Raw genomic sequence first — 18,825 nt, 5'->3', positions numbered from 1 at the left:
GGAATCCGCGAGAATCAACGCTTTTTCCGTGACTTCTTCGTCTTCAATTCAGGCAGTAGCGAGAAAGAGCTTGATACGTGCTTGATCAGCAAAATTGATTGGCTGGGGAACCTGGACTCGAACCAAGATTAACGGAGTCAGAGTCCGTCGTTCTACCATTGAACTATTCCCCAGCAGTTGCCGCCGAAGCATGGCTTGGCTGCTGTGCGGCGCTTATAACCAAAAGCGGGCGGATTGCAAATACCCGTTTTGAAAAAAATCGGTGCCGCGCGAAAGGCGTGAAACCCGCCGCAAATCCCCCGTCCAAAAAAGAATTTGGCGATTTCGGCGGGCGCTGATATTCTTGCGGCAACGCAAAAATCGAATGAGCGCCTGCTGCATACCTCAGGACTTGCGCGGCGCGGTGGAAAAACAACGTGGAAGACCCCGAAGGCGGCGCAAAGCCGCAATTTGACGGGGCGTCGGCGGCAGGGCGCAAGGACGGCAAGAAGTCCAGGCGCCGCAAGGGCAAGCGTGGCGGGCAATCCCGCAGCGCGGCTCATCCCGCTTCGCATGAGCCATCCGGCGGTGCCGGACAGCCTGCGCGCCCGATGGAAGATGCGGCCGGCAATCCGGCCCGCAAGCGCAAGCGTCGCCGTCGTGGCGGCCAGGGCGTTGCGCAAGGCGGTTCCCCTCATCCCCATGCCATGGAGCAGCCGCAAGCGGCGGGCAATGCTGCGCGCTCCGAAGGCGAGCCGGCGCCGGGCCGGCGCAACCGCCGCAAACATCGCGGCAAGCGCGGTCTGCAGGGCCGGCCGCTGACGGCGGCAAAGCCTTCCCCGCCGCAGCAGGAAAGCCGCGCCGAAGAGACGGCGCGTATATCAGTTCCGCGCGAAACGCAAAACGGTACAGCCGCCGGCCGCAAGGGCCGCGGCGATAATCATCCCGGCTTTCAGGGGGATCGCCAGGCCGGTGACTATCCATGGCCGGAAGAACTCTATGCCGCGCTCGACCTCGGCACCAACAATTGCCGTCTGCTCATCGCCCAGCCAACCCGCCCGGGTCAGTTCCGCGTCGTCGATGCCTTTTCCCGTATCGTGCGCCTCGGCGAGGGCCTTGCGGCCAGCGGCCGCCTGTCCGACGAGGCGATGGAGCGGGCGATCGAGGCGCTGAGGATCTGCGCCTCCAAGCTCAGAAACCGCGAGATCCGCCGCATGCGGCTGATCGCCACCGAAGCTTGCCGGCAGGCCGTCAATGGCGAGGAATTCCTCAGTCGGGTCGTTGCCGAAACCGGGCTCGAACTGGAAATCATCGATCGCGAGACCGAGGCGCGGCTTGCCGTCTCCGGCTGCTCCTCGCTGGTCGGGCGCGAGACGCGCTCGGTCGTGCTCTTCGATATCGGCGGCGGTTCGTCGGAAATTGCCGTCATCCGCATCGGCGACAATCGCTTCAGCCGGCTTGCCAATCACATCACCCATTGGACATCGCTGCCGGTCGGCGTCGTCACCCTGTCGGAGCGTCACGGCGGGCGTGACGTCACGCCGGAGGTCTTCGAGGGCATGGTGCGCGAGGTCGAGGGCATGCTCGTCGGTTTCGACTGCCCGGAGATCGAGATTGCCCAGACCGGCGACTTCCATCTGATCGGCACGTCGGGCACGGTGACGACGCTTGCCGGCGTGCATCTCGATCTGCCGCGTTATGACCGGCGCAGGGTCGACGGCATCTGGCTGTCCGACGACGAGGTTTCCGCCATGCAGGCAAAACTTCTCTCCTGGGATTTCGAAAGCCGCGCCGCCAATCCCTGCATTGGGCCTGATAGGGCCGATCTGGTGCTGGCCGGCTGCGCCATTCTCGAGGCGATCCGCCGCCGCTGGCCGAGCCCGCGCATGCGCGTGGCCGATCGCGGCTTGAGGGAAGGCCTGCTGACAGACATGATGGCCGATGACGGCGTGTGGCGGCGAAACCGCAACCGTCGCGGCCAGAGAGCGAGATAGAGGAAGGCATGACCAAGGCACCGATCGCGGGAAACCGCACCGGCCGCAAGCTCGGCCAGCGCGTCAAGAACAAGAAGATGAAGGCTTCCTCGCGCCAATGGCTGCAGCGCCACATCAACGATCCCTATGTGCAGCGCGCCCAGCTCGAGGGTTATCGCGCCCGCGCCGCCTTCAAGCTGCTGGAGATCGACGAGAAACACCACATCCTGCGCGGCGCCAAGCGCATCATCGATCTCGGCGCGGCGCCCGGCAGCTGGTCGCAGATCGCCGCCAAGGTCACCGGCTCGACGGATGACGATATCCGCGTCGCCGCGATCGATTTCCTTGAAATGGCCCAGCTGCCCGGTGTGAAGATCCTGCAGCTCGATTTTCTCGATCCGAGCGCACCGGAAAAGCTGATGGAGGCCGTCGGCGGCACGCCCGATCTTGTCATCTCGGACATGGCGGCCCCCACCACCGGCCACCACCGCACCGACCATTTGCGCACCATGCATCTCTGCGAAGTGGCGGCCCATTTCGCCATCGAGGTACTGGGGGAGGGCGGGCATTTCCTCACCAAGACCTTTCAGGGCGGCACCGAACGTGAGTTGCTCGCTATGCTGAAGCAGAATTTCCGTCAGGTCGTCCACGTCAAGCCGAACGCCTCGCGCGCCGAATCGGTCGAGATGTTCCTGCTCGCCAAGGGCTTCAAAGGCCGCAAGGCGGAAGCTGAAGCAGAGCAAGCTTGATCTTGGGCCGCTCCCGGCGGATGATGAGGACCTCATGCTTCTCTACGTCACGCTCGGAACCAACGACCTCGATCGCGCAGGGCATTTTTACGATGCCGTGCTGCCCGTGCTCGGCTATCGCCGACAGCACTATTCGCAGGAAGAGATCGGCTATTCCTCAGACGGCGATACGCGCTGCCGCTTCTGGGTGGTGACGCCCTTCAATCGCCGCCGGGCGACATCGGGCAATGGCGCCATGGTCGCCTTCGCGGCCGAAACGCGCGCTGATGTCGATGCCTTCCATGCCGCGGTGATCGCGGCCGGTGGAATGGATGAAGGCGGGCCGGGCCTGCGCTCCTATCACGCGCATTTCTACGCCGCCTATGTACGGGATCTCGACGGCAACAAGCTCAGCGCCGTCTGCGAGAGCCCGCAATAGGAGCCTATTTTACGGCCTGCTGCTCGGCTTCAACAGTCGAGGTCATCACCGCCTTCGAGCGGTGTCCGGAAACGAGCGCACCGGCATTGCGGTCCATCCTGAGGAAGGGAATGGTCGCGATGACGGTCAGTCCGGCGATGACGTAGAAGGCAAGGTGGAAATCGACGATACCAAGCGCTTCGCCCCTGAGATAGATCGAGCTTTCAAGGATCGCCGCGGCGAGGGCGACGCCGAGCGCCAGGCTGATCTGCTGCATCACCGAGCTCATCGATGTCGCCTGGCTGGCTTCCGCATCGTTGATATCGGCAAAGGCAAGCGCATTGACGCCGGTGAACATGAAGGAGCGGGAGAAGCCGCCGACAAGCAGCACGCCGATGATGACGAGATGCGGCGTTGCCGGCGTGAACAGGCCGGTGATAACGGTCACCAGGGTCGTTACCATGGCGGCGGCGAGCAGCGTCGTGCGGAAGCCAGCGGCGGCGAAGACGCGCTTTGCCATGAACTTGGTGGTGATCGCCCCGATCGCGCCGGCAAAGGTGATGAGGCCGGATTGGAACGGCGTCAGCCCGAAGCCGAGCTGCAGCATCAGCGGCGTCAGGAACGGCATGGCGCCGACGCAGATGCGGAAGAGGTTGCCTCCCGTGGTCGAGGCCCGGAAGGTCGGGTTCTTGAACAGCTTGAGATTGAGGATCGGTGCCGGATGGCGCTTAGCATGGCTGATGTAAAGGAAGCCGCAGGCAAGACCGATCAGGGTGGCGGTGACGCCGATGGCAGGCGGCAGCGCCGGCAGGCTGACCACCGACAGGCCGAAGACGACGCCGGCGGCCGAAAGCGAGGTCAGCACGAAACCGGTGACATCGAGCTTCGGCGGCGCCGTCGCTTCGACCTCCGGCAGGAAGATCGTCGCAAGCCAGATGCCGATGATGCCGACCGGCACGTTGATCAGGAAGATCCAGTGCCAGCTGAAATAGGTGGTGATGAAGCCGCCGAGCGGCGGGCCGGTGAGCGGCCCGACCAGCGCCGGGATGGTGAGCAGCGCCATGGCCGAAACCAGATCGCTGCGCTTCGTCGTGCGCACCAGCACCAGACGGCCGACCGGCGTCATCATCGCGCCGCCCATGCCCTGCAGGAAGCGGGCAAACACGAATTCGACGAGATTGGACGAGACGGCGCAGAAAATCGAGCCGATGACGAAGACGGAGATGGCCAGGCGGAAGATCTTCTTGGCGCCGAATCTGTCGGCCATCCAGCCGCTGACCGGGATGAACACCGCAAGCGCCACCATATAGGAGGTCAGCGCCAGCTTCAGCGTGATCGGCCCGACATGCAGATCTGCAGCAATTGCCGGCAGCGCCGTCGAGATCACGGTGGAGTCCATCTGTTCCATGAAAAGAGCGACGGCGAGAATCAGCGGGACGATGCGGTTCATAGGCGGGAGCCTTGATGGCCTGCGGATTGGAGCTGGAAGGCCCGTGCTGTTTAGTCCCACTTCAGAGGCCTGCCAATGCTCAAATCCGATTCGATGCCATGTTTGCTTCACGTCTGCGTGAGACCGCTTGTCCGACAACGTCGCCGGTCAAAATTGACATATGTTTACTCTGCCTGGGCAAGAAATCCGGCGGGAAACGTCATCGAGGCGTGCGGCGACACACCGCACGGCGGGGGAGAACAGATATATGGCAGTTTCGACGCGACTGAAGCGGCGCACGTTTTTTGCAGCAGGCCTTGGGCTGCTGGCGGCGCCGGCAATTTTGAGAGAGAAGGCCGAAGCGGCCGCGACTGGAGAAAGCAATAATATGAATGCAACGCCTTTGCCCGAGATCAATCAATTCAAGCTTGGTTCCTATAAGTTCACCGTCGTGCGCGACGGCATCAACATCTCCGAAAAGCCCTATGAAACTTTCGGCACCAATCAGGACCCCGAAACCGTCCAGGCATTGCTGACGGCAAACTTCCTGCCCGCCGACAAGCTGCTGAACGGCTATACGCCCGCTCTTGTCGATACCGGCTCGGATGTCATTCTCGTCGATACCGGCTTCGGCGAGAGCGGCCGCGCAAGGGGCAACGGCAAGCTTGCCCAAGGCCTGAAAGCGGCCGGATATTCGGCCGACGACGTCACGATCGTCGCGCTGACCCATCTGCATGGCGACCATATCGGCGGCCTGATGGAGAACGGCACGCCTGCCTTCAGGAATGCCCGCTATGTCGTCGGCGAGGCCGAGTATGATTTCTGGTCGAACAAATCGCGCGAGGGCACGCCGGCCGAGGCTAGCCACAAGGCGGTGCTCGCCAATGTGACGCCGCTTGCCGAAAAGACCACCTTCATCAAGGATGGCGACAGCTTCGCCCCTGGCGTCACCGCGATGCTGGCGGCCGGTCACTCGCCCGGTCACATGGTCTTCCACGTCGAATCCGAGGGCAAACGCCTCGTTCTCACCGGTGATACGGCCAACCATTACATCCTGTCGCTGTTGCGCCCGGATTGGGAGGTCCGCTTCGACATGGACAAGGCGCAGGCAGCCGCCAGCCGCCGCAAGGTTTTCGACATGATCGCGACCGACAAGATCGCCTTCCTCGGCTACCACATGCCGTTCCCGGCGGTCGGCTTCGTCGAGCGGCAGGACGGCGGCTACCGCTTCGTGCCGAAGACCTATCAGTTCGACATCTGAACGAGAAGCGGTTCGGTTTTTCCGGAATTGCTCTGGGTGCATGGCACCCATGACGAGCCCGGTGGAGATGCCGGGCTTTTTGCTATTTCCTTCCTGTCATAGACGTGTTACCAGCCCTCGCCAACTTCCAAGCAACTCATGCACACCGCCGGGGCGGACGATTCGTTTCCCGGCAGGCTCGCATTTTTCTAAAATGAAGGAATTTGGCCATGGCACGCATCATTGAAACGGCAACCGGCGCGGACGCGCTTACCTTCGACGACGTGCTGCTGCAGCCCGGTCATTCCGAGGTGATGCCCGGCCAGACGAACATCTCCACCCGTATCGCCAGGGACTTCGATCTCAACATCCCGATCCTGTCTTCGGCGATGGATACCGTCACCGAAAGCCGGCTGGCGATCGCCATGGCCCAGGCCGGCGGCCTCGGCGTCATCCACCGCAACCTGACACCGGTCGAGCAGGCCGAAGAAGTCCGCCAGGTGAAGAAATTCGAAAGCGGCATGGTCGTCAATCCGGTCACCATCGGCCCGGAGGCAAAGCTTGCCGAAGCGCTCGGCCTGATGAAGTCGCACGGCATCTCCGGCATTCCCGTCGTCGAGAAGTCCGGCCGCCTCGTCGGTATTCTCACCAACCGCGACGTCCGCTTCGCCTCCGATCCGGAGCAGAAGATCCACGAGCTGATGACCAAGGACAATCTGGTCACCGTCAAGGAGAACGTCGATCAGCAGGAGGCCAAGCGCCTGCTGCACTCGCACCGCATCGAGAAGCTGCTGGTCGTCGATACCGAAGGCCGCTGCGTCGGCCTCATCACCGTCAAGGATATCGAGAAGTCGCAGCTGAACCCGAATGCTTCCAAGGATGGCCAGGGCAGGCTTCGCGCCGCCGCCGCCATCAGCGTCGGCGATGACGGCTTCGAGCGTGCCGAGCGCCTGATCGAGGCCGGCGTCGACCTTCTGGTCGTCGATACCGCCCACGGCCACTCGCAGCGCGTCCTCGACGCCGTCACCCGCGTCAAGAAGCTCTCCAACTCGGTCAGGATCATGGCCGGCAACGTCGCCACCTATGACGGCACCAGGGCGCTGATCGACGCCGGCGCCGATGCCGTCAAGGTCGGTATCGGCCCGGGTTCGATCTGCACGACGCGCATCGTCGCCGGCGTCGGCGTTCCCCAGCTTGCGGCCATCATGTCGGCGGTCCAGGCGGCACAGGATCAGGACGTGCCCGTCATCGCCGATGGCGGCATCAAATTCTCCGGCGATCTCGCCAAGGCGATCGCCGCCGGCGCTTCCGCCGTCATGATCGGCTCGCTGCTGGCCGGCACCGACGAAAGCCCGGGCGAGGTCTATCTCTACCAGGGCCGTTCCTTCAAGGCCTATCGCGGCATGGGCTCCGTCGGCGCCATGGCCCGCGGTTCGGCCGACCGCTATTTCCAGGCGGAGGTGCGCGATACGCTGAAGCTCGTGCCGGAAGGCATCGAAGGCCAGGTTCCCTATAAGGGGCCGGTCTCGGCCGTCGTTCATCAGCTGGCCGGCGGCCTCAAGGCGGCCATGGGTTATGTCGGCGGCAAGGACATCAAGGATTTCCAGGAGCGCGCCACCTTCGTGCGCATCTCCGGCGCCGGTCTGCGCGAAAGCCATGCCCATGACGTGACGATCACTCGCGAGAGCCCGAACTATCCGGGCGCCGGCCTCTGATCATGAAAGCGGGCAGCGGGATACCTCTCTGGGTCGTCGCGCTGCTCGCAGCTCTTTGCCTCGCCGTGCTCGCCTGGACGACCTTCGGTTTCGTCGTTCCGTTCAAGCACGAGACCGGCCAGGCGGTGCTCGATACTTACTTCGCCGGTTACGACGAATCGGCGGTCTTCCACATGCAGAAGCTGCTCGATGAGAACGAGACGGCGACGAAGCTGTTGCGCGCCATGTATTTCGGGCCGGAACTGATCTTTCCGGCCCTGCTGACGGCGCTGCTGTTCCTCGCCTTCCTCATGCTTGGTTCTGCCCCCTCATGGTTCGGCCGGTCGGTGCATCCGCTCGCGGCAAAGGCGGTCTACCTGCTGCCGTTCGTCTACGGCATTGCCGACTATGGTGAGAATATTGCGAGCCTGATCGCCTTCGGCAACGGGGGATCGTCAGGTCTTGCCGCTGCGCTGCTGCCGTGGATGACGCGGCTGAAATTCGCAAGTCTTGCCATCTGCTTCATCCTGCTTGCCCGCCTTGCCATCATCCGCTGGCTCGCGCCGCGCGAGCACTGAGAGCGCCGTTCAGCCCAGCCAGCGCCACGGCGGATTGGAAAGCCGGGCCACCATGAAATCGGACAGCACCTCCACCTTCGCCGGCCGAGCGCGGGCCGAGGGCGTGACGAAATAGAGTGCACCGCTGGGCAGTGTCCAATCGCTGAGGATGGTTTTCAGCCGGCCATCGGCGAGATGTTCATGCGCCATGAACTCAGGGAGCTCGACGATCCCAAGTCCGCGAAGCGCCATCGGGATCAGCGCTTGCGAATTGGTGGCGCGCAGCGGCCCCGTTGGCTCGACCGTTTCCTCCTCGCCGGCCTTGTTGCGCAAGCGCCAGACATCGCGCTGCGGCCGATAGGCATAGCCCAGGCAGTGGTGGGCGGTAAGCTCGCGTGGATGTGCCGGTGTCCCGTATCTCTCAAGGTAGGAGGGCGCTGCGAGAATGAAGCGAGCGACCGGCGTTAGCCGCCGTGCCACCAGCGAGGAATCCCGCAGCACGGCGATCCGGAGCGCTGCATCGAAGCCGTCTCCCACCAAGTCGACCGTGGCGTCGCTCATATGCAGGTCGATGGAAATATCCGGATACATCTCGAAAAAGTCAGGCAAGATCGGCGCCAGCCAGCGCGTGCCGAAAGCCATCGGCACGGCAAGCCGGATCAGGCCACGCGGCCGACTGGAAAGTTCACGCGCCGCATTCTCGGCCGCCTCCGCCTCCGCATAGAGCCGTGAGGCACTGTCGACCAGCCGCAGGCCGAAATCGGTCAGCGCCAACTGCCGTGACGTGCGGTTGAAAAGCCGCGCGCCGAGCCTCTTCTCCAGCCGGCTAACGGCCCGCGAAACGGTCGGCACCGAGACGCCAAGTGTCTTGGCGGCTCGGGCAAAAGAACGTTCCTCTGCCACCTTCGCAAACATTGCGAGGCCTTCGAAATCGGGAAACTTCGTCATTTCATTTCTGCAATGATTGCTTTCATTTCTTTCTATTCCGAAACGATTCCCGCGTCCATATCTCAGTCTCGGTCGAACAACAGGAGACGACAATGACACAGAGACTGAATGGCAAGATCGCGGTCATCACCGGCGCTACATCCGGCATTGGCCTTGCCACCGCCAAACGTTTTGCTGCCGAGGGCGCGCAGCTCTTCGTGACCGGCCGGCGCAAAGACGTACTCGACGCCGCGATCGCCGAGATCGGCGGGAATGTCACAGGCATTCAGGCGGACTCGGCAAAGCTTGCCGATCTCGACCGGCTCTATGAGCTCGTGAAGCAGCAAGTCGGCCGTATCGACGTGCTCTTCGTCAATGCCGGCGGCGGCTCCATGCTGCCGCTCGGCGAAATTACCGAGGAGCAATACGACGATACCTTCAACCGCAATGTGAAGGGCGTGCTCTTTACCGTACAGAAAGCCCTGCCGCTGCTCGGCCAGGGGTCCTCCGTGATCTTGACGGGCTCGACAGCCGGCTCGACCGGCACGCCTGCCTTCAGCGTCTACGCTGCGTCGAAAGCTGCGCTCAGAAACTTTGCCCGCAACTGGATCCTCGATCTCAAGGATCGCGGCATCCGCATCAACACGCTGAGCCCCGGCCCGACAGAGACGACCGGTCTTGTCGAACTCGCCGGTAAGGACAAGGCGCAGCAGCAGGGCCTGCTCGACTATTTCGCAACCCAGGTGCCGATGGGCCGCGTCGGCCGCGCCGAGGAAATCGCCGCAGCCGCACTCTTCCTCGCCTCGGACGATTCGAGCTTCATCACCGGCACCGAGCTCTTCGCCGATGGCGGCATTGCCCAGGTCTGACATGTTCTTGTGACCCGCTGTCGCATGACGGTGGGTCATTGCCGCCGCCGCTGGTATCCGGCTCTTCTTTCGGCTACTGCTCGCAAGGAATGCGGAAACAAAAAGGACTTAAGACGCCCATATGACCGGCTATCAAATCTTCTGGCCACTCCTTGCCCATGTGGCTCTGGTCTATGGTCTTTATGCGCTGCTCGGCATGCGGCGCGCAAAAATGGTCCGCGCCGGCAGCATCGCCAAATCGGATTATCGCGAAAATCGCGGCGAGCCGGCGACAAGTCTCGTCGTCAAGAACTGCCTCGCCAACCAGTTCGAACTGCCGGTGCTGTTCTACGCCTGCTCAATTCTTCTCTATATCACCGAGGCCGACAATCTTATCTCCGTCGTCCTCGCCTGGGCCTTCGTCGCCCTGCGCTACGCCCATGCCGCCATTCACGTCACCAGCAACGATATGCGCTATCGCAGCCCGATCTTCGCCGCCGGTTACATCATACTTGCCGCCATGTGGGTCTGGCTCGCCGCTTGGATGGCCATGAGCTGAGGCGGCCTGCGGGGTCTGCCGGCAATATGAACAACAGTGCCGGTTTCACGGCAACCTCTTCTCAAGCACCGAATTCCGCAACCATTTCAAGGATTCCTTGCATAAGTGCAACCAGCGGGCACGCTAGGGCCCCGTTTTTCATACGCTTTTGCCGGCCGTTAAAATGCGAGCCTTTCCATTTACCGCTGATGAACACCTGCAATGTCATACCCGCCCGATGCGCTGGTTCGGCATGATGCCTTGCCTCGCGAACGATAAGAACGGGAACGACATGAGCGGGGAAAGCATGGATCGGATCGGCTTGCGCAGGAAGCCGAAGCAGGAGCGCAGCATCCAGAGGCTGGATCTCATTCTCGCCGCCGCCGCCAGGATCATTGCCGAAAAGGGTGTCAGCGCCATGCGGATGACGGAGCTTGCCGTCGCCGCCAAGGTGCCGATCGGCTCGGTCTACCAGTATTTCCCCGAGAAGGCGGCGATCGTCAAAGCCCTCTTCGACCAGCACGCCGCGGCGATCCAGGCGAAGACGGCGGCGATGTTTGCCGATGTCCGGTCGCTCGACCAGGCGATCGACCGCGTCTGCGCCATCATCGACTGGTATTACGATTCCTACCACGACGATCCCGTCTATCTCGGCGTCTGGATGGGAACGGAGACCGATCAGGATCTGCTTCAGCTGAATATCGAGCATAGCGGCCGCGTCGCCGGCATCTTTCAGGAGGCCGTTCGTCCGCTGGACCCCGACCTTTGCGACGAGCAGATGTATGCGCGCACCTACCTGTTCAGCCACCTGATCGGCGCCGTCATCCGGCTGGCCGCCGTCAGCGACGAGGCGCTCGCACGGCGCATGCTCGACGAGTGGAAACGCGTCATCCGCACCTCCCTGTTCGCCGCGACCGTGCCGGTTGCCGCCTGATGCACGTCGCCCGGAAGTGCCAGCGGTTCCGGGACAACGACATGCATGAAAACAAGGAGCTTCAGAGTTCTTACCAGCTCGGCACCATATTGGCGGCCTTCAGCCTGGGATAAAGGCGGGCCTGGGCGGATTTGACATCCGCCTCCAGGGTGTCGTCGACGACGGCAGGCGTGATGTTGTCGAGGCAGGCGGTGATATGCGCGGTGATCGCGTTCATCAGCGACAGTGAAACGCCCGGCCGCTTCATGATGCCGATCTGCACCGGCGGCAGCGCCGGAAAGCCGTCCGCCTGGCTCAGCACCTTCATGCCGGTTCGCAGCGCCGATTCCGGCATGACCGAGACCGCCATGCCGGCGAGCACCGCAGCGGCAACGACCGTGCAGGACCAGCTGGTGAACAGGATCTGGTGCTCGCGTCCCACGGCATCGAGCGCCGAACAGGCAAGCTGGCGCCACTGGCAATCGCGCCGGCCGACGGCAAGCGGCACCGGCGCGTCGTCGCGCAGCGGATGATTGGCCGAACCCACCCAGCAGAGCGGCTCGGTTCTCACCACATCCGACATGCGCTCACGCGGATTGTGGGTGACGAGCGCAATGTCGAGTTCGCCCTTGTGCATGCGCTCGGCAAGATCCACCGACGGCTCGCAGACGATGTAGAGCTCGACATTCGGATGGGTCTTGGCGAAGCGGCCGATGATTTCGGGCATGTAGCGGTCGGCATAATCGTCCGGCGTGCCGATGCGCAGCGTCCCCTCCAGCCTGTTGTCGTCGAAGGCGGCGATCGCCTCATTGTTGAGGCGGATGATGCGTCGGGCATAGTTGAGCAGTTTCTCACCCTCGACCGTCAGCCGGTTGCCGCGTCCATCCTTGATGAACAGCTGCTTGCCGATGCGCTCTTCGAGACGGCGCATCTGCATGGAGACGGCCGATTGGGTCTTGTAGACCCTGTCGGCGGCCTTGGTGAAGCTGCCGGAATCGACGATGGCGATGAAAGTCTGCAACTGGTCGAGATCAAGAGGCGCGGACATGGTGTCACCCATAAAGATAGCTGATGATAATCATTAGAAACATTCGTTGGACTGATCAATAGCTCTTTGGCATCTTCGGGATGCAAATCAAAGCAAAGTGAAGGACAGACACCCTGCCTGTCCAAGCGGAATTCAGCTTGCTCCTTCCCGCATGACCTCGCGGGAGGGGTGGGTTGCGTTGCGCGCCGATCTGAAACGTTACAGCGCCCTTCATCCGTCCGAAAAGACGCGCGGCACTGTACAGAAAGGAGAGTTCAATGCGCATGACAGAACAGACACTCGAACTCGACCGCGACAAGCCGGCCTCGACGTTTTCCCAGCGTCTGGCGGCAGGTCTCGCACCGTTGGCCTCTCTCTTTCGCGTGTTCCGCAATCGCATGGAGATCAACGCGCTGCATGATCTGAACGACACGCAGCTGAGGGATATCGGCCTCACCAGGGCCGATCTGACCTCCGCGTTCCTGGCCTCGACCTTCTTCGAGGACCCGTCGGAACATCTGACGCGTTCGGCGCGCAATCGCTGGCGCCTGTCGTCTTTTTTGCGCTCCTGCGATTAGCAGGAGCCTCGAGTTTCCCCGCAGGGTGATAGCCAATAGCCCTGCCGCTTGACCCGGTGATCGGCTTTTCCCAAGCCATCTCCGGGTTTTTTTATGACTTGGTGCCGGGGGCGGGCTTCGGCCGATAGGTCTCGAAGATCGCTTCCAGGTTCCGCTGGTAGGTCTTCTGCACTTCCAGTCCGCTGTCGAACATGGCGTTCAGCATCTCGCCATAGCTGTCGGCAGCAACCTTCGCCTCGTCCTTCGGCGCCTCCGGCGTCTTGCTTTCCGGCTGCTGGCCGAGCCCACCCATCATCTCCTGGAAGGCCTTGGCGAAGGGATTGTCGAGGAACGGGTTCGGCTGTGGCGCCGGTTGAGCCTTCGGCAGCGAAAACATCTGCTGCATCGCCTGCCTGAAGGGATTGTCGAAGATGCTGGGCGCCGGGGCCGCCTTCGGCTTCGGCGCGAAGCCGGTACTTTCAAGCCATTTCTGGATGGTGTCGCCCATCGGCGTGTTGACGAAGGGGTTGACCGGCGAGGCCATCTGGCCGGTCGTCTGCTTGAAGAGCCCGCCCATCAGCGTATCGGCCAGCACCGGCAGCATCCGCTTGTAGATGTCCTGGCCGATCCCGGTCATCTCAGCCGCCTGGGCGGCGATCGCGCGCGAAACTTCCTTCGAGCCGAAAAGCTGGGCAAGGATGTTGTTGCCGTCGGAAATGCCTTCGGGTGTGAAGGCCCGGCTCATATCCTCGAAATAGCGCGCATAATTGCCGGAGGCGACGGCCTGCATCAGCCCGACGAAATCATAAGGATTGCTGGTGCTGCGCTTCAGGCCGGCGGAGAAGGCCGGCATCAGCGCCGCCATCGCCTTTGTCGCCTGTTCCTGCGCCAGATTGAATTGCCGGGCGACCGCTTCCATCGCCGCGCCGTTCTGCGCCTGCATCATCATGTCGAAGAGTGGCAGCATGGAGGTCCCTTTCCCCGAGTCGTGACGCGTGTCACGTCACTATATCCGGAAACGGTAATGTGCAAACGGCTTTTTGCCATAAGAACTTAAAGCCATGCCTGCGAAAGTGCCGAGCGGTTCCGAGCTGGAGAAAACCCGGGTAGGCTCAGTACTGATACTCCTCGAAGACCGGTTCGACGGAGCCGTTCCAGCGGCCGTGATAGAGCGACAGCAGGTCCTCGGCGAGCGTCGCCTTCTTGGCGAGCACCTCGTCGAGCGGCGCGAGGAAGATCGTTTCGTCCTGGCCTTCGCGGTTGAGCCTGCCGCGTGCCTTGAGGCCGGCTCTCGATATCCCGACCACCTCGCGCGCCACATCGAGCAGCGCATGGCCGCGAAACTCAGCCTTCAAACCTTGCGCCGGAACGGCGTCGCGCAGGGCACCGACCTCGGCAAAGCTCCAATCCCGGGTCAGATTGTCGGCGGCCTGAAGGGCCGCATCGTCGTAGAGCAGGCCGACCCAGAAGGCCGGCAGCGCACAGATGCGCCGCCACGGGCCGCCGTCGGCGCCGCGCATTTCGAGAAAACGCTTCATCCGCACGTCGGGGAAGAGCGTGGAAAGATGGTTCGTCCAGTCGCCCATCGTCGGCGCGGGATCGGCGACCTCGCCCTTCAATGCGCCGTTCATGAACTGGCGGAAGGTGACATGGGTGCAGTCGTGATAATGGCCGTCGCGGACGATGAAATACATCGGCACGTCGAGCGCCCATTCGGCATAGTCGTGGAAGCCGAAATCGTCGCGGAAGGTGAAATCGAGCAGGCCCGAGCGTCTGTTGTCGACATCGCGCCAGATATCGCCGCGCCAGGAGAGCAGGCCGTTCGGCTTGCCCTCGGTGAAGGGCGAGGATGCGAAGAGCGCGGTCGCCAGCGATTGCAGCTTCATCGAGACGCGCATCTTCTGGCGCATGTCGGCTTCCGAGGAGAAGTCGAGATTCACCTGGATCGTGCAGGTGCGGTACATCATGTCGAGACCCTTTGTGCCGACCTTCGGCATATAGCGGGTCATGATCTCGTAGCGCGATTTCGGCATTTGCGGGGTTTGCGCATAGGTCCATTTCGGGCTGCCGCCGATACCGAGGAAGCGGATGCCCATCGGCTCGGCGATCTCGCGCAGCGTCGCCAGGTGCTGGTTCGATTCCCGGCAGGTTTCGTGCAGCGTTTCCAGCGGCGCGCCGGAGAGTTCGAACTGGCCGCCCGGCTCGATCGAGATCGCGCCCATGCCGCTCTGCTCGGCGAGGCCGATGATGTTGCCGCCGTCCATGATCGGTTCCCAGCCACTTTTTTCCTGCAGGCCGGTCAGCAGCGCCGAAATGCTGGCGTCGCCGAAATAGGGAACCGGGCTGTCGTCGGCGCGGAAGAAGGCGAACTTCTCGTGTTCGGTGCCGATCCGAAAGCGCTCCCGCGGCTTGTTGCCGGCGGCGATGTAATCGGTCAGATCCTGGACCGAAGAGAGCGGCGTCTGGTCGGTGGTGTCGCGGGCCATGCGGGATACCTGTATTCGAAAAGGCGCCCAGGGGGCCGGGCAGCTGGAAGGGTGATTAGGACCCAAGCCACGTATGTTGCAAGTGAAATTCTTTCAACGACGCATCAAAAAAATAGCAGCAATTTCCATGTCCACCCGTTTTCACCGTCAGCGCCAGTCGCCGATCGCCGCCTGGACCACGGCGAGCGCCGCAACCGCTGCCGTATCGGCCCTGAGGATGCGCGGTCCGAGCGGAATGGCGGTGACGAAATCGAGGCTTCGAAGCCGTGTCCGTTCCTCTTCCGAAAAGCCGCCCTCCGGCCCGACGAGCAGCGCGAGATGCCTTTCCTTGATCGCCGACAACACCGGCAGCGGGTTCTGCCCGGCGTCGCCCTCGTCGCAATAGATGATGCGGCGCTCCTTCGGCCAGCGGTCGAGCAGGTCGGAAAGCCGCGCCGGCTCGGCCACCTCGGGGATGCCGAGAATGCCGCATTGCTCCGCCGCCTCGACGACATTGGCGCGCAGCTTGTCGAGATTGGTGATCTTGCCCTGGACGTGCTGGGTCATGACAGGCTGCAGCAGGCCGGCGCCCATTTCCACTGCCTTCTGCACGAGATAATCCAGGCGGCCGATCTTGAGCGGCGCAAAGAGGTAATGCAGGTCGCAAGGCGCGGGCTGCGGCCGCGTCTCTTCGATTGCGGTCAGGAGGATGCGTTTGCGCGTGGGGAAGCTGAGGGCGGCCTTCCACTCGCCGTCGCGGCCGTTGAAGATGAGGATCTCCGCGCCTTCCTCCAGCCGCAGCACATTGGCGAGATAGTTGAACTGATCGGCCTTCGCCTCGAGGGCGGCACCGCGGGAAAGCGGCGCATCGACGAAAAGCCGTTGCATGCGGAAATTGGCGCGCATTCGAAAAACTCTAGGTTTCAGACAAAGAGCGCGAACATAGCCCAATAAATCATTGCCGCAAGCACTGCCGAAACCGGCACGGTGATGATCCAGGCGGCGATGATCGTCATGAAATGCGAACGGCGCACCAGATAGCGCCGCCGCCTCTCATGGATGTTCGGATCCTCCGGCTCGTCGAGATCGAAGCTCTCGGACTTGCGCCTGATATAGGCGATGCGGCGCGTCGAGTGGCGCGTATACCATTCGCGGAAGAAGCCGACGCCGAAGACGGAACCGACGGCGATATGCGTGGTGCTGACCGGCAGGCCGAGCCAGGAGGCGATGATGACGGTGAAAGCCGTCGACAGCGCGACGCAATAGGCGCGCATCGGATTGAGTTTGGTGATCTCTTCGCCGACGAGACGGATCAGGCGCGGGCCGAACAGCAGCAGGCCGACGGAGATGCCGAAGGCGCCGATCAGCATCACCCAGAGCGGCGGATGCCCCATGGCGCCACCGTCGATGCCGACCGAATGGACGATCGCCGAAAGTGGCCCGACCGCGTTCGAAACGTCGTTGGCGCCGTGCGCGAAGGAGAGCAGCGCCGCTGAGCCGATCAGCGGCAGCCGGAACAGCACCCGCAGCGAGCTGTTGCGGTTTTCGAGACCCCGCGCCTGGGCAAGAACCAGCGGCCGGGCGGCAAGCCAGCTGACCAGCCCGATGCCGATGCCGATGAGGATGATGGTGAAAGACGGAAATTTGCCGGTGGGCGACAGCTGCAGCACTATATAGGCCATGAAGCCGCCGGCCATTACCGCGACCAGCACCGGCACCCAGCGCTCTGCTGCCGCGATCTTGTCGTCGCGGTAAATGATGAGGGTCTTGACGAGATAAAGCAGCCCGGCCGCGATCAGTCCGCCGATCAGCGGTGAGGTCATCCAGCTCGAGGTGATTTCCAGCATCACCTGCCAGTTCACCGGCTCCGGCCCGACGGCTGCGATGCCGGCGCCGATCACCGCCCCGACGATCGCATGGGTGGTGGAAACCGGCGCGTTCATCCAGGTGGCGAGGTTGATCCAGAGGGCTGCGGCCATCAGCGCCGCCATCATGATCCAGCCGAGCAATGCCTGCGGCACCTGGACGGTGTCGACGATATTCGAGGAAATCGTCCTGACGACTTCGCCGCCGGCGATCGTGGCGCCGAGAACCTCGAAAATCGCGGCGATGACCAGCGCCTGGCCCATCGTCATGGCGCGGGCGCCGACGGCGGCGCCCACATTGTTGGTCACATCATTGGCGCCGATGTTCATCGCCATATAGCCGGCAAGGGCGGCCGCCGCCACAACGAGCACCGCTCCAGGCTGGTCGAACACATAGACACCGGCAAACAACATGGCCAGACCGACGAAGATCAGGCCGAGGCCAGGCGCCACCAGCCGCCGCAAGACATGCTTGGCCGCGTCCTCGGCATGGGTGATCTTGTCGAGATCCTTGTCGAGCGTGCGTTTCGTGAGGACTGTGGGACGTGGCGGCATTCTTTTTCCGAGATATGAATTCTGCTTCTAGGCTGCTTTTCTAGCACCGCAAGATGGCAGGATTCATTTCGCCGAAATCTGTTTGTCTGCCGAAATCTGCTTGGCCTCCGGGACCTGTTTGGCCCGTGGGGAGGCAAGCCTTTCCGTCATGACCCGCTTCAAGGCGAGCAGCAGGCCGCGAAGCTCCGGTTCGCGCACGCGCCCGGCCGCCTCGTCGAACGAGACCCATTCGATGGTGCGCTCGCCCTTTTCCTTGAAGTTCTTCACCATGTCGGTGACTTCGAGCGCATAGACCTGCACCTTGCAAACCACCTGCACGCCGTCGCGCAGCACTTTCGAATAGCTGTAAGCGCCGAGCGTGTCCTTCTCGACCGCGCCGCGGACGCCGGCTTCCTCAAGGGCTTCCTGTGCGGCGACCTCATGGGCGCATTTGCCCGTCATCGGCCAGCCCTTGGGAATGACCCAGCGGCCGGTATCGCGGCTCGTCATCAGAAGCACCTCGACGTCACCGCTCTTCTTTTTCACCCGGTAGCAGATCGCACCATATTGCTGTCGCGGCGGACGCCGGAACATCAGTTGGACATCGGATGCCAATCGGGCGAGAAGAGTCAATGGTCGGGTCACCTTCCAAGGGGTCGTTAGGAATCACTCATATACGTGTATCACGAAAAGCCTACACAATCCAAAAGAGCTGCGGGACGATCCGAACGCGATTCGATTGCCGTACATAGGGGAATCGAGGCCGGACAGGTTCGGAAAATCCGTCATGCCCTGTCTCGAATGCGTCACATTGCACAGGTGTACACTATGGCGCGGACTTGCCTTTCGTTCAATGGCAAGATCAAGTGATCCACTATCATTTGTGCTTGTGGTCATCATGCGTCTCCACCACTCAACGCCATCCGCGACTTCGAGGCCGTCTGCCGTCACGGCAGCATCATGAAGGCCGCCGAAGAGCTGAATGTGGTGCCTGTGCCGTGCGCCCGCAGATTGCTAGGCTGGAGAATCACGTCGGCCGCAACCCGTTCGCGCTAATTGAACGACCGGGTTGATGGTCGACAGTTTGGACCGGGATGATACCTGACAGTTTTCATTCTGTCGTGTGTGCTGCT

At 62.5% G+C, this 18,825-nt stretch carries 18 protein-coding genes, 1 tRNA gene and 1 pseudogene; 11 read left to right on the top strand and 9 right to left on the bottom strand.

Annotation, left to right across the window (positions count from 1 at the left end; genetic code table 11):
* Window positions 1-99: 99 nt before the first annotated feature.
* Window positions 100-173: transfer RNA gene (locus CO666_RS15965), tRNA-Gln, on the bottom strand.
* A 243-nt stretch (window positions 174-416) separates the two neighbouring features.
* Here CO666_RS15965 and CO666_RS15960 point away from each other — a divergent pair.
* The 3 genes from CO666_RS15960 to CO666_RS15950 are packed head-to-tail and all read left to right on the top strand — an operon-like array spanning window position 417 to window position 3,119.
* On the top strand, window positions 417-1,973 hold the full coding sequence (locus tag CO666_RS15960) for a Ppx/GppA phosphatase family protein (protein ID WP_097613074.1): 1,557 nt from the start codon (window positions 417-419) through the stop codon (window positions 1,971-1,973).
* Window positions 1,974-1,981: 8 nt separating this feature from the next.
* The gene (locus CO666_RS15955) at window positions 1,982-2,701 is read left to right on the top strand and encodes an RlmE family RNA methyltransferase (RefSeq protein ID WP_097613073.1); all 720 of its coding nucleotides are present in this window, start codon (window positions 1,982-1,984) and stop codon (window positions 2,699-2,701) included.
* Window positions 2,702-2,735: 34 nt separating this feature from the next.
* Window positions 2,736-3,119: a VOC family protein gene (locus CO666_RS15950; protein WP_097613072.1), complete on the top strand. Its 384-nt coding sequence runs from the start codon at window positions 2,736-2,738 to the stop codon at window positions 3,117-3,119.
* Between the two features lie 4 nt (window positions 3,120-3,123).
* Here CO666_RS15950 and CO666_RS15945 read toward each other — a convergent pair whose 3' ends face one another.
* Complete coding sequence (locus CO666_RS15945; protein ID WP_097613071.1) at window positions 3,124-4,548, bottom strand: DHA2 family efflux MFS transporter permease subunit; 1,425 nt, start codon at window positions 4,546-4,548, stop codon at window positions 3,124-3,126.
* 247 nt (window positions 4,549-4,795) lie between these two features.
* Here CO666_RS15945 and CO666_RS15940 point away from each other — a divergent pair, with 247 nt between their 5' ends.
* From CO666_RS15940 to CO666_RS15930, 3 genes are all read left to right on the top strand, one after another.
* Window positions 4,796-5,788 carry an MBL fold metallo-hydrolase gene (locus CO666_RS15940; RefSeq protein WP_097613070.1) on the top strand — a complete coding sequence of 331 codons (993 nt, stop codon included), beginning with the start codon at window positions 4,796-4,798 and terminating at the stop codon, window positions 5,786-5,788.
* Window positions 5,789-5,997: 209 nt separating this feature from the next.
* Window positions 5,998-7,482: an IMP dehydrogenase gene (guaB, locus tag CO666_RS15935; protein WP_097613069.1), complete on the top strand. Its 1,485-nt coding sequence runs from the start codon at window positions 5,998-6,000 to the stop codon at window positions 7,480-7,482.
* A gap of 2 nt (window positions 7,483-7,484) precedes the next feature.
* Entirely contained in the window at window positions 7,485-8,039 is a 555-nt protein-coding gene (locus tag CO666_RS15930) for a hypothetical protein (RefSeq protein ID WP_097613068.1), read from the top strand.
* A 9-nt stretch (window positions 8,040-8,048) separates the two neighbouring features.
* Here the strand turns inward: CO666_RS15930 and CO666_RS15925 are convergent, their stop codons facing one another.
* The gene (locus tag CO666_RS15925) at window positions 8,049-8,966 is read right to left on the bottom strand and encodes a LysR family transcriptional regulator (RefSeq protein WP_097613067.1); all 918 of its coding nucleotides are present in this window, start codon (window positions 8,964-8,966) and stop codon (window positions 8,049-8,051) included.
* A 92-nt stretch (window positions 8,967-9,058) separates the two neighbouring features.
* On the opposite strand from CO666_RS15925, the gene CO666_RS15920 reads away from it, so the two are divergent.
* The 3 genes from CO666_RS15920 (at window position 9,059) to CO666_RS15910 (ending at window position 11,265) form a co-directional block, all read left to right on the top strand.
* On the top strand, window positions 9,059-9,814 hold the full coding sequence (locus CO666_RS15920; RefSeq protein WP_097613066.1) for an SDR family oxidoreductase: 756 nt from the start codon (window positions 9,059-9,061) through the stop codon (window positions 9,812-9,814).
* Between the two features lie 121 nt (window positions 9,815-9,935).
* Window positions 9,936-10,352 carry an MAPEG family protein gene (locus tag CO666_RS15915; protein ID WP_097613065.1) on the top strand — a complete coding sequence of 139 codons (417 nt, stop codon included), beginning with the start codon at window positions 9,936-9,938 and terminating at the stop codon, window positions 10,350-10,352.
* Between the two features lie 271 nt (window positions 10,353-10,623).
* The gene (locus CO666_RS15910; protein WP_097613247.1) at window positions 10,624-11,265 is read left to right on the top strand and encodes a TetR/AcrR family transcriptional regulator; all 642 of its coding nucleotides are present in this window, start codon (window positions 10,624-10,626) and stop codon (window positions 11,263-11,265) included.
* Window positions 11,266-11,335: 70 nt separating this feature from the next.
* Here the strand turns inward: CO666_RS15910 and CO666_RS15905 are convergent, their stop codons facing one another.
* Window positions 11,336-12,292, bottom strand: coding sequence for a LysR substrate-binding domain-containing protein (locus CO666_RS15905; protein ID WP_097613246.1), 957 nt, complete (start codon window positions 12,290-12,292; stop codon window positions 11,336-11,338).
* Window positions 12,293-12,549: 257 nt separating this feature from the next.
* On the opposite strand from CO666_RS15905, the gene CO666_RS15900 reads away from it, so the two are divergent.
* Window positions 12,550-12,849, top strand: coding sequence for a YjiS-like domain-containing protein (locus tag CO666_RS15900; RefSeq protein WP_097613064.1), 300 nt, complete (start codon window positions 12,550-12,552; stop codon window positions 12,847-12,849).
* Between the two features lie 91 nt (window positions 12,850-12,940).
* Here the strand turns inward: CO666_RS15900 and CO666_RS15895 are convergent, their stop codons facing one another.
* From CO666_RS15895 to CO666_RS15875, 5 genes are all read right to left on the bottom strand, one after another.
* Window positions 12,941-13,795 (bottom strand): DUF937 domain-containing protein, encoded by an 855-nt coding sequence (locus CO666_RS15895; protein WP_097613063.1) that lies wholly within the window; start codon window positions 13,793-13,795, stop codon window positions 12,941-12,943.
* A gap of 145 nt (window positions 13,796-13,940) precedes the next feature.
* Window positions 13,941-15,314: a glutamate--cysteine ligase gene (locus CO666_RS15890; RefSeq protein WP_097613062.1), complete on the bottom strand. Its 1,374-nt coding sequence runs from the start codon at window positions 15,312-15,314 to the stop codon at window positions 13,941-13,943.
* Between the two features lie 147 nt (window positions 15,315-15,461).
* On the bottom strand, window positions 15,462-16,199 hold the full coding sequence (locus tag CO666_RS15885; protein WP_097613061.1) for a 16S rRNA (uracil(1498)-N(3))-methyltransferase: 738 nt from the start codon (window positions 16,197-16,199) through the stop codon (window positions 15,462-15,464).
* A gap of 17 nt (window positions 16,200-16,216) precedes the next feature.
* Window positions 16,217-17,713 carry an inorganic phosphate transporter gene (locus CO666_RS15880; RefSeq protein ID WP_097613060.1) on the bottom strand — a complete coding sequence of 499 codons (1,497 nt, stop codon included), beginning with the start codon at window positions 17,711-17,713 and terminating at the stop codon, window positions 16,217-16,219.
* Window positions 17,714-17,776: 63 nt separating this feature from the next.
* Window positions 17,777-18,325, bottom strand: coding sequence for an NUDIX hydrolase (locus CO666_RS15875; RefSeq protein ID WP_097613059.1), 549 nt, complete (start codon window positions 18,323-18,325; stop codon window positions 17,777-17,779).
* A 233-nt stretch (window positions 18,326-18,558) separates the two neighbouring features.
* Here CO666_RS15875 and CO666_RS34555 point away from each other — a divergent pair.
* Window positions 18,559-18,741, top strand: a pseudogene (locus CO666_RS34555) (LysR family transcriptional regulator); the annotation flags it as partial.
* Between the last annotated feature and the right edge of the window lie 84 nt (window positions 18,742-18,825).

Source organism: Rhizobium chutanense, assembly GCF_002531935.1.
Classification (GTDB): Bacteria; Pseudomonadota; Alphaproteobacteria; order Rhizobiales; family Rhizobiaceae; genus Rhizobium; species Rhizobium chutanense.
The sequence above is the reverse complement of the archived record's forward strand: the minus strand, read 5'-3'. Positions and strand labels throughout refer to the sequence as shown.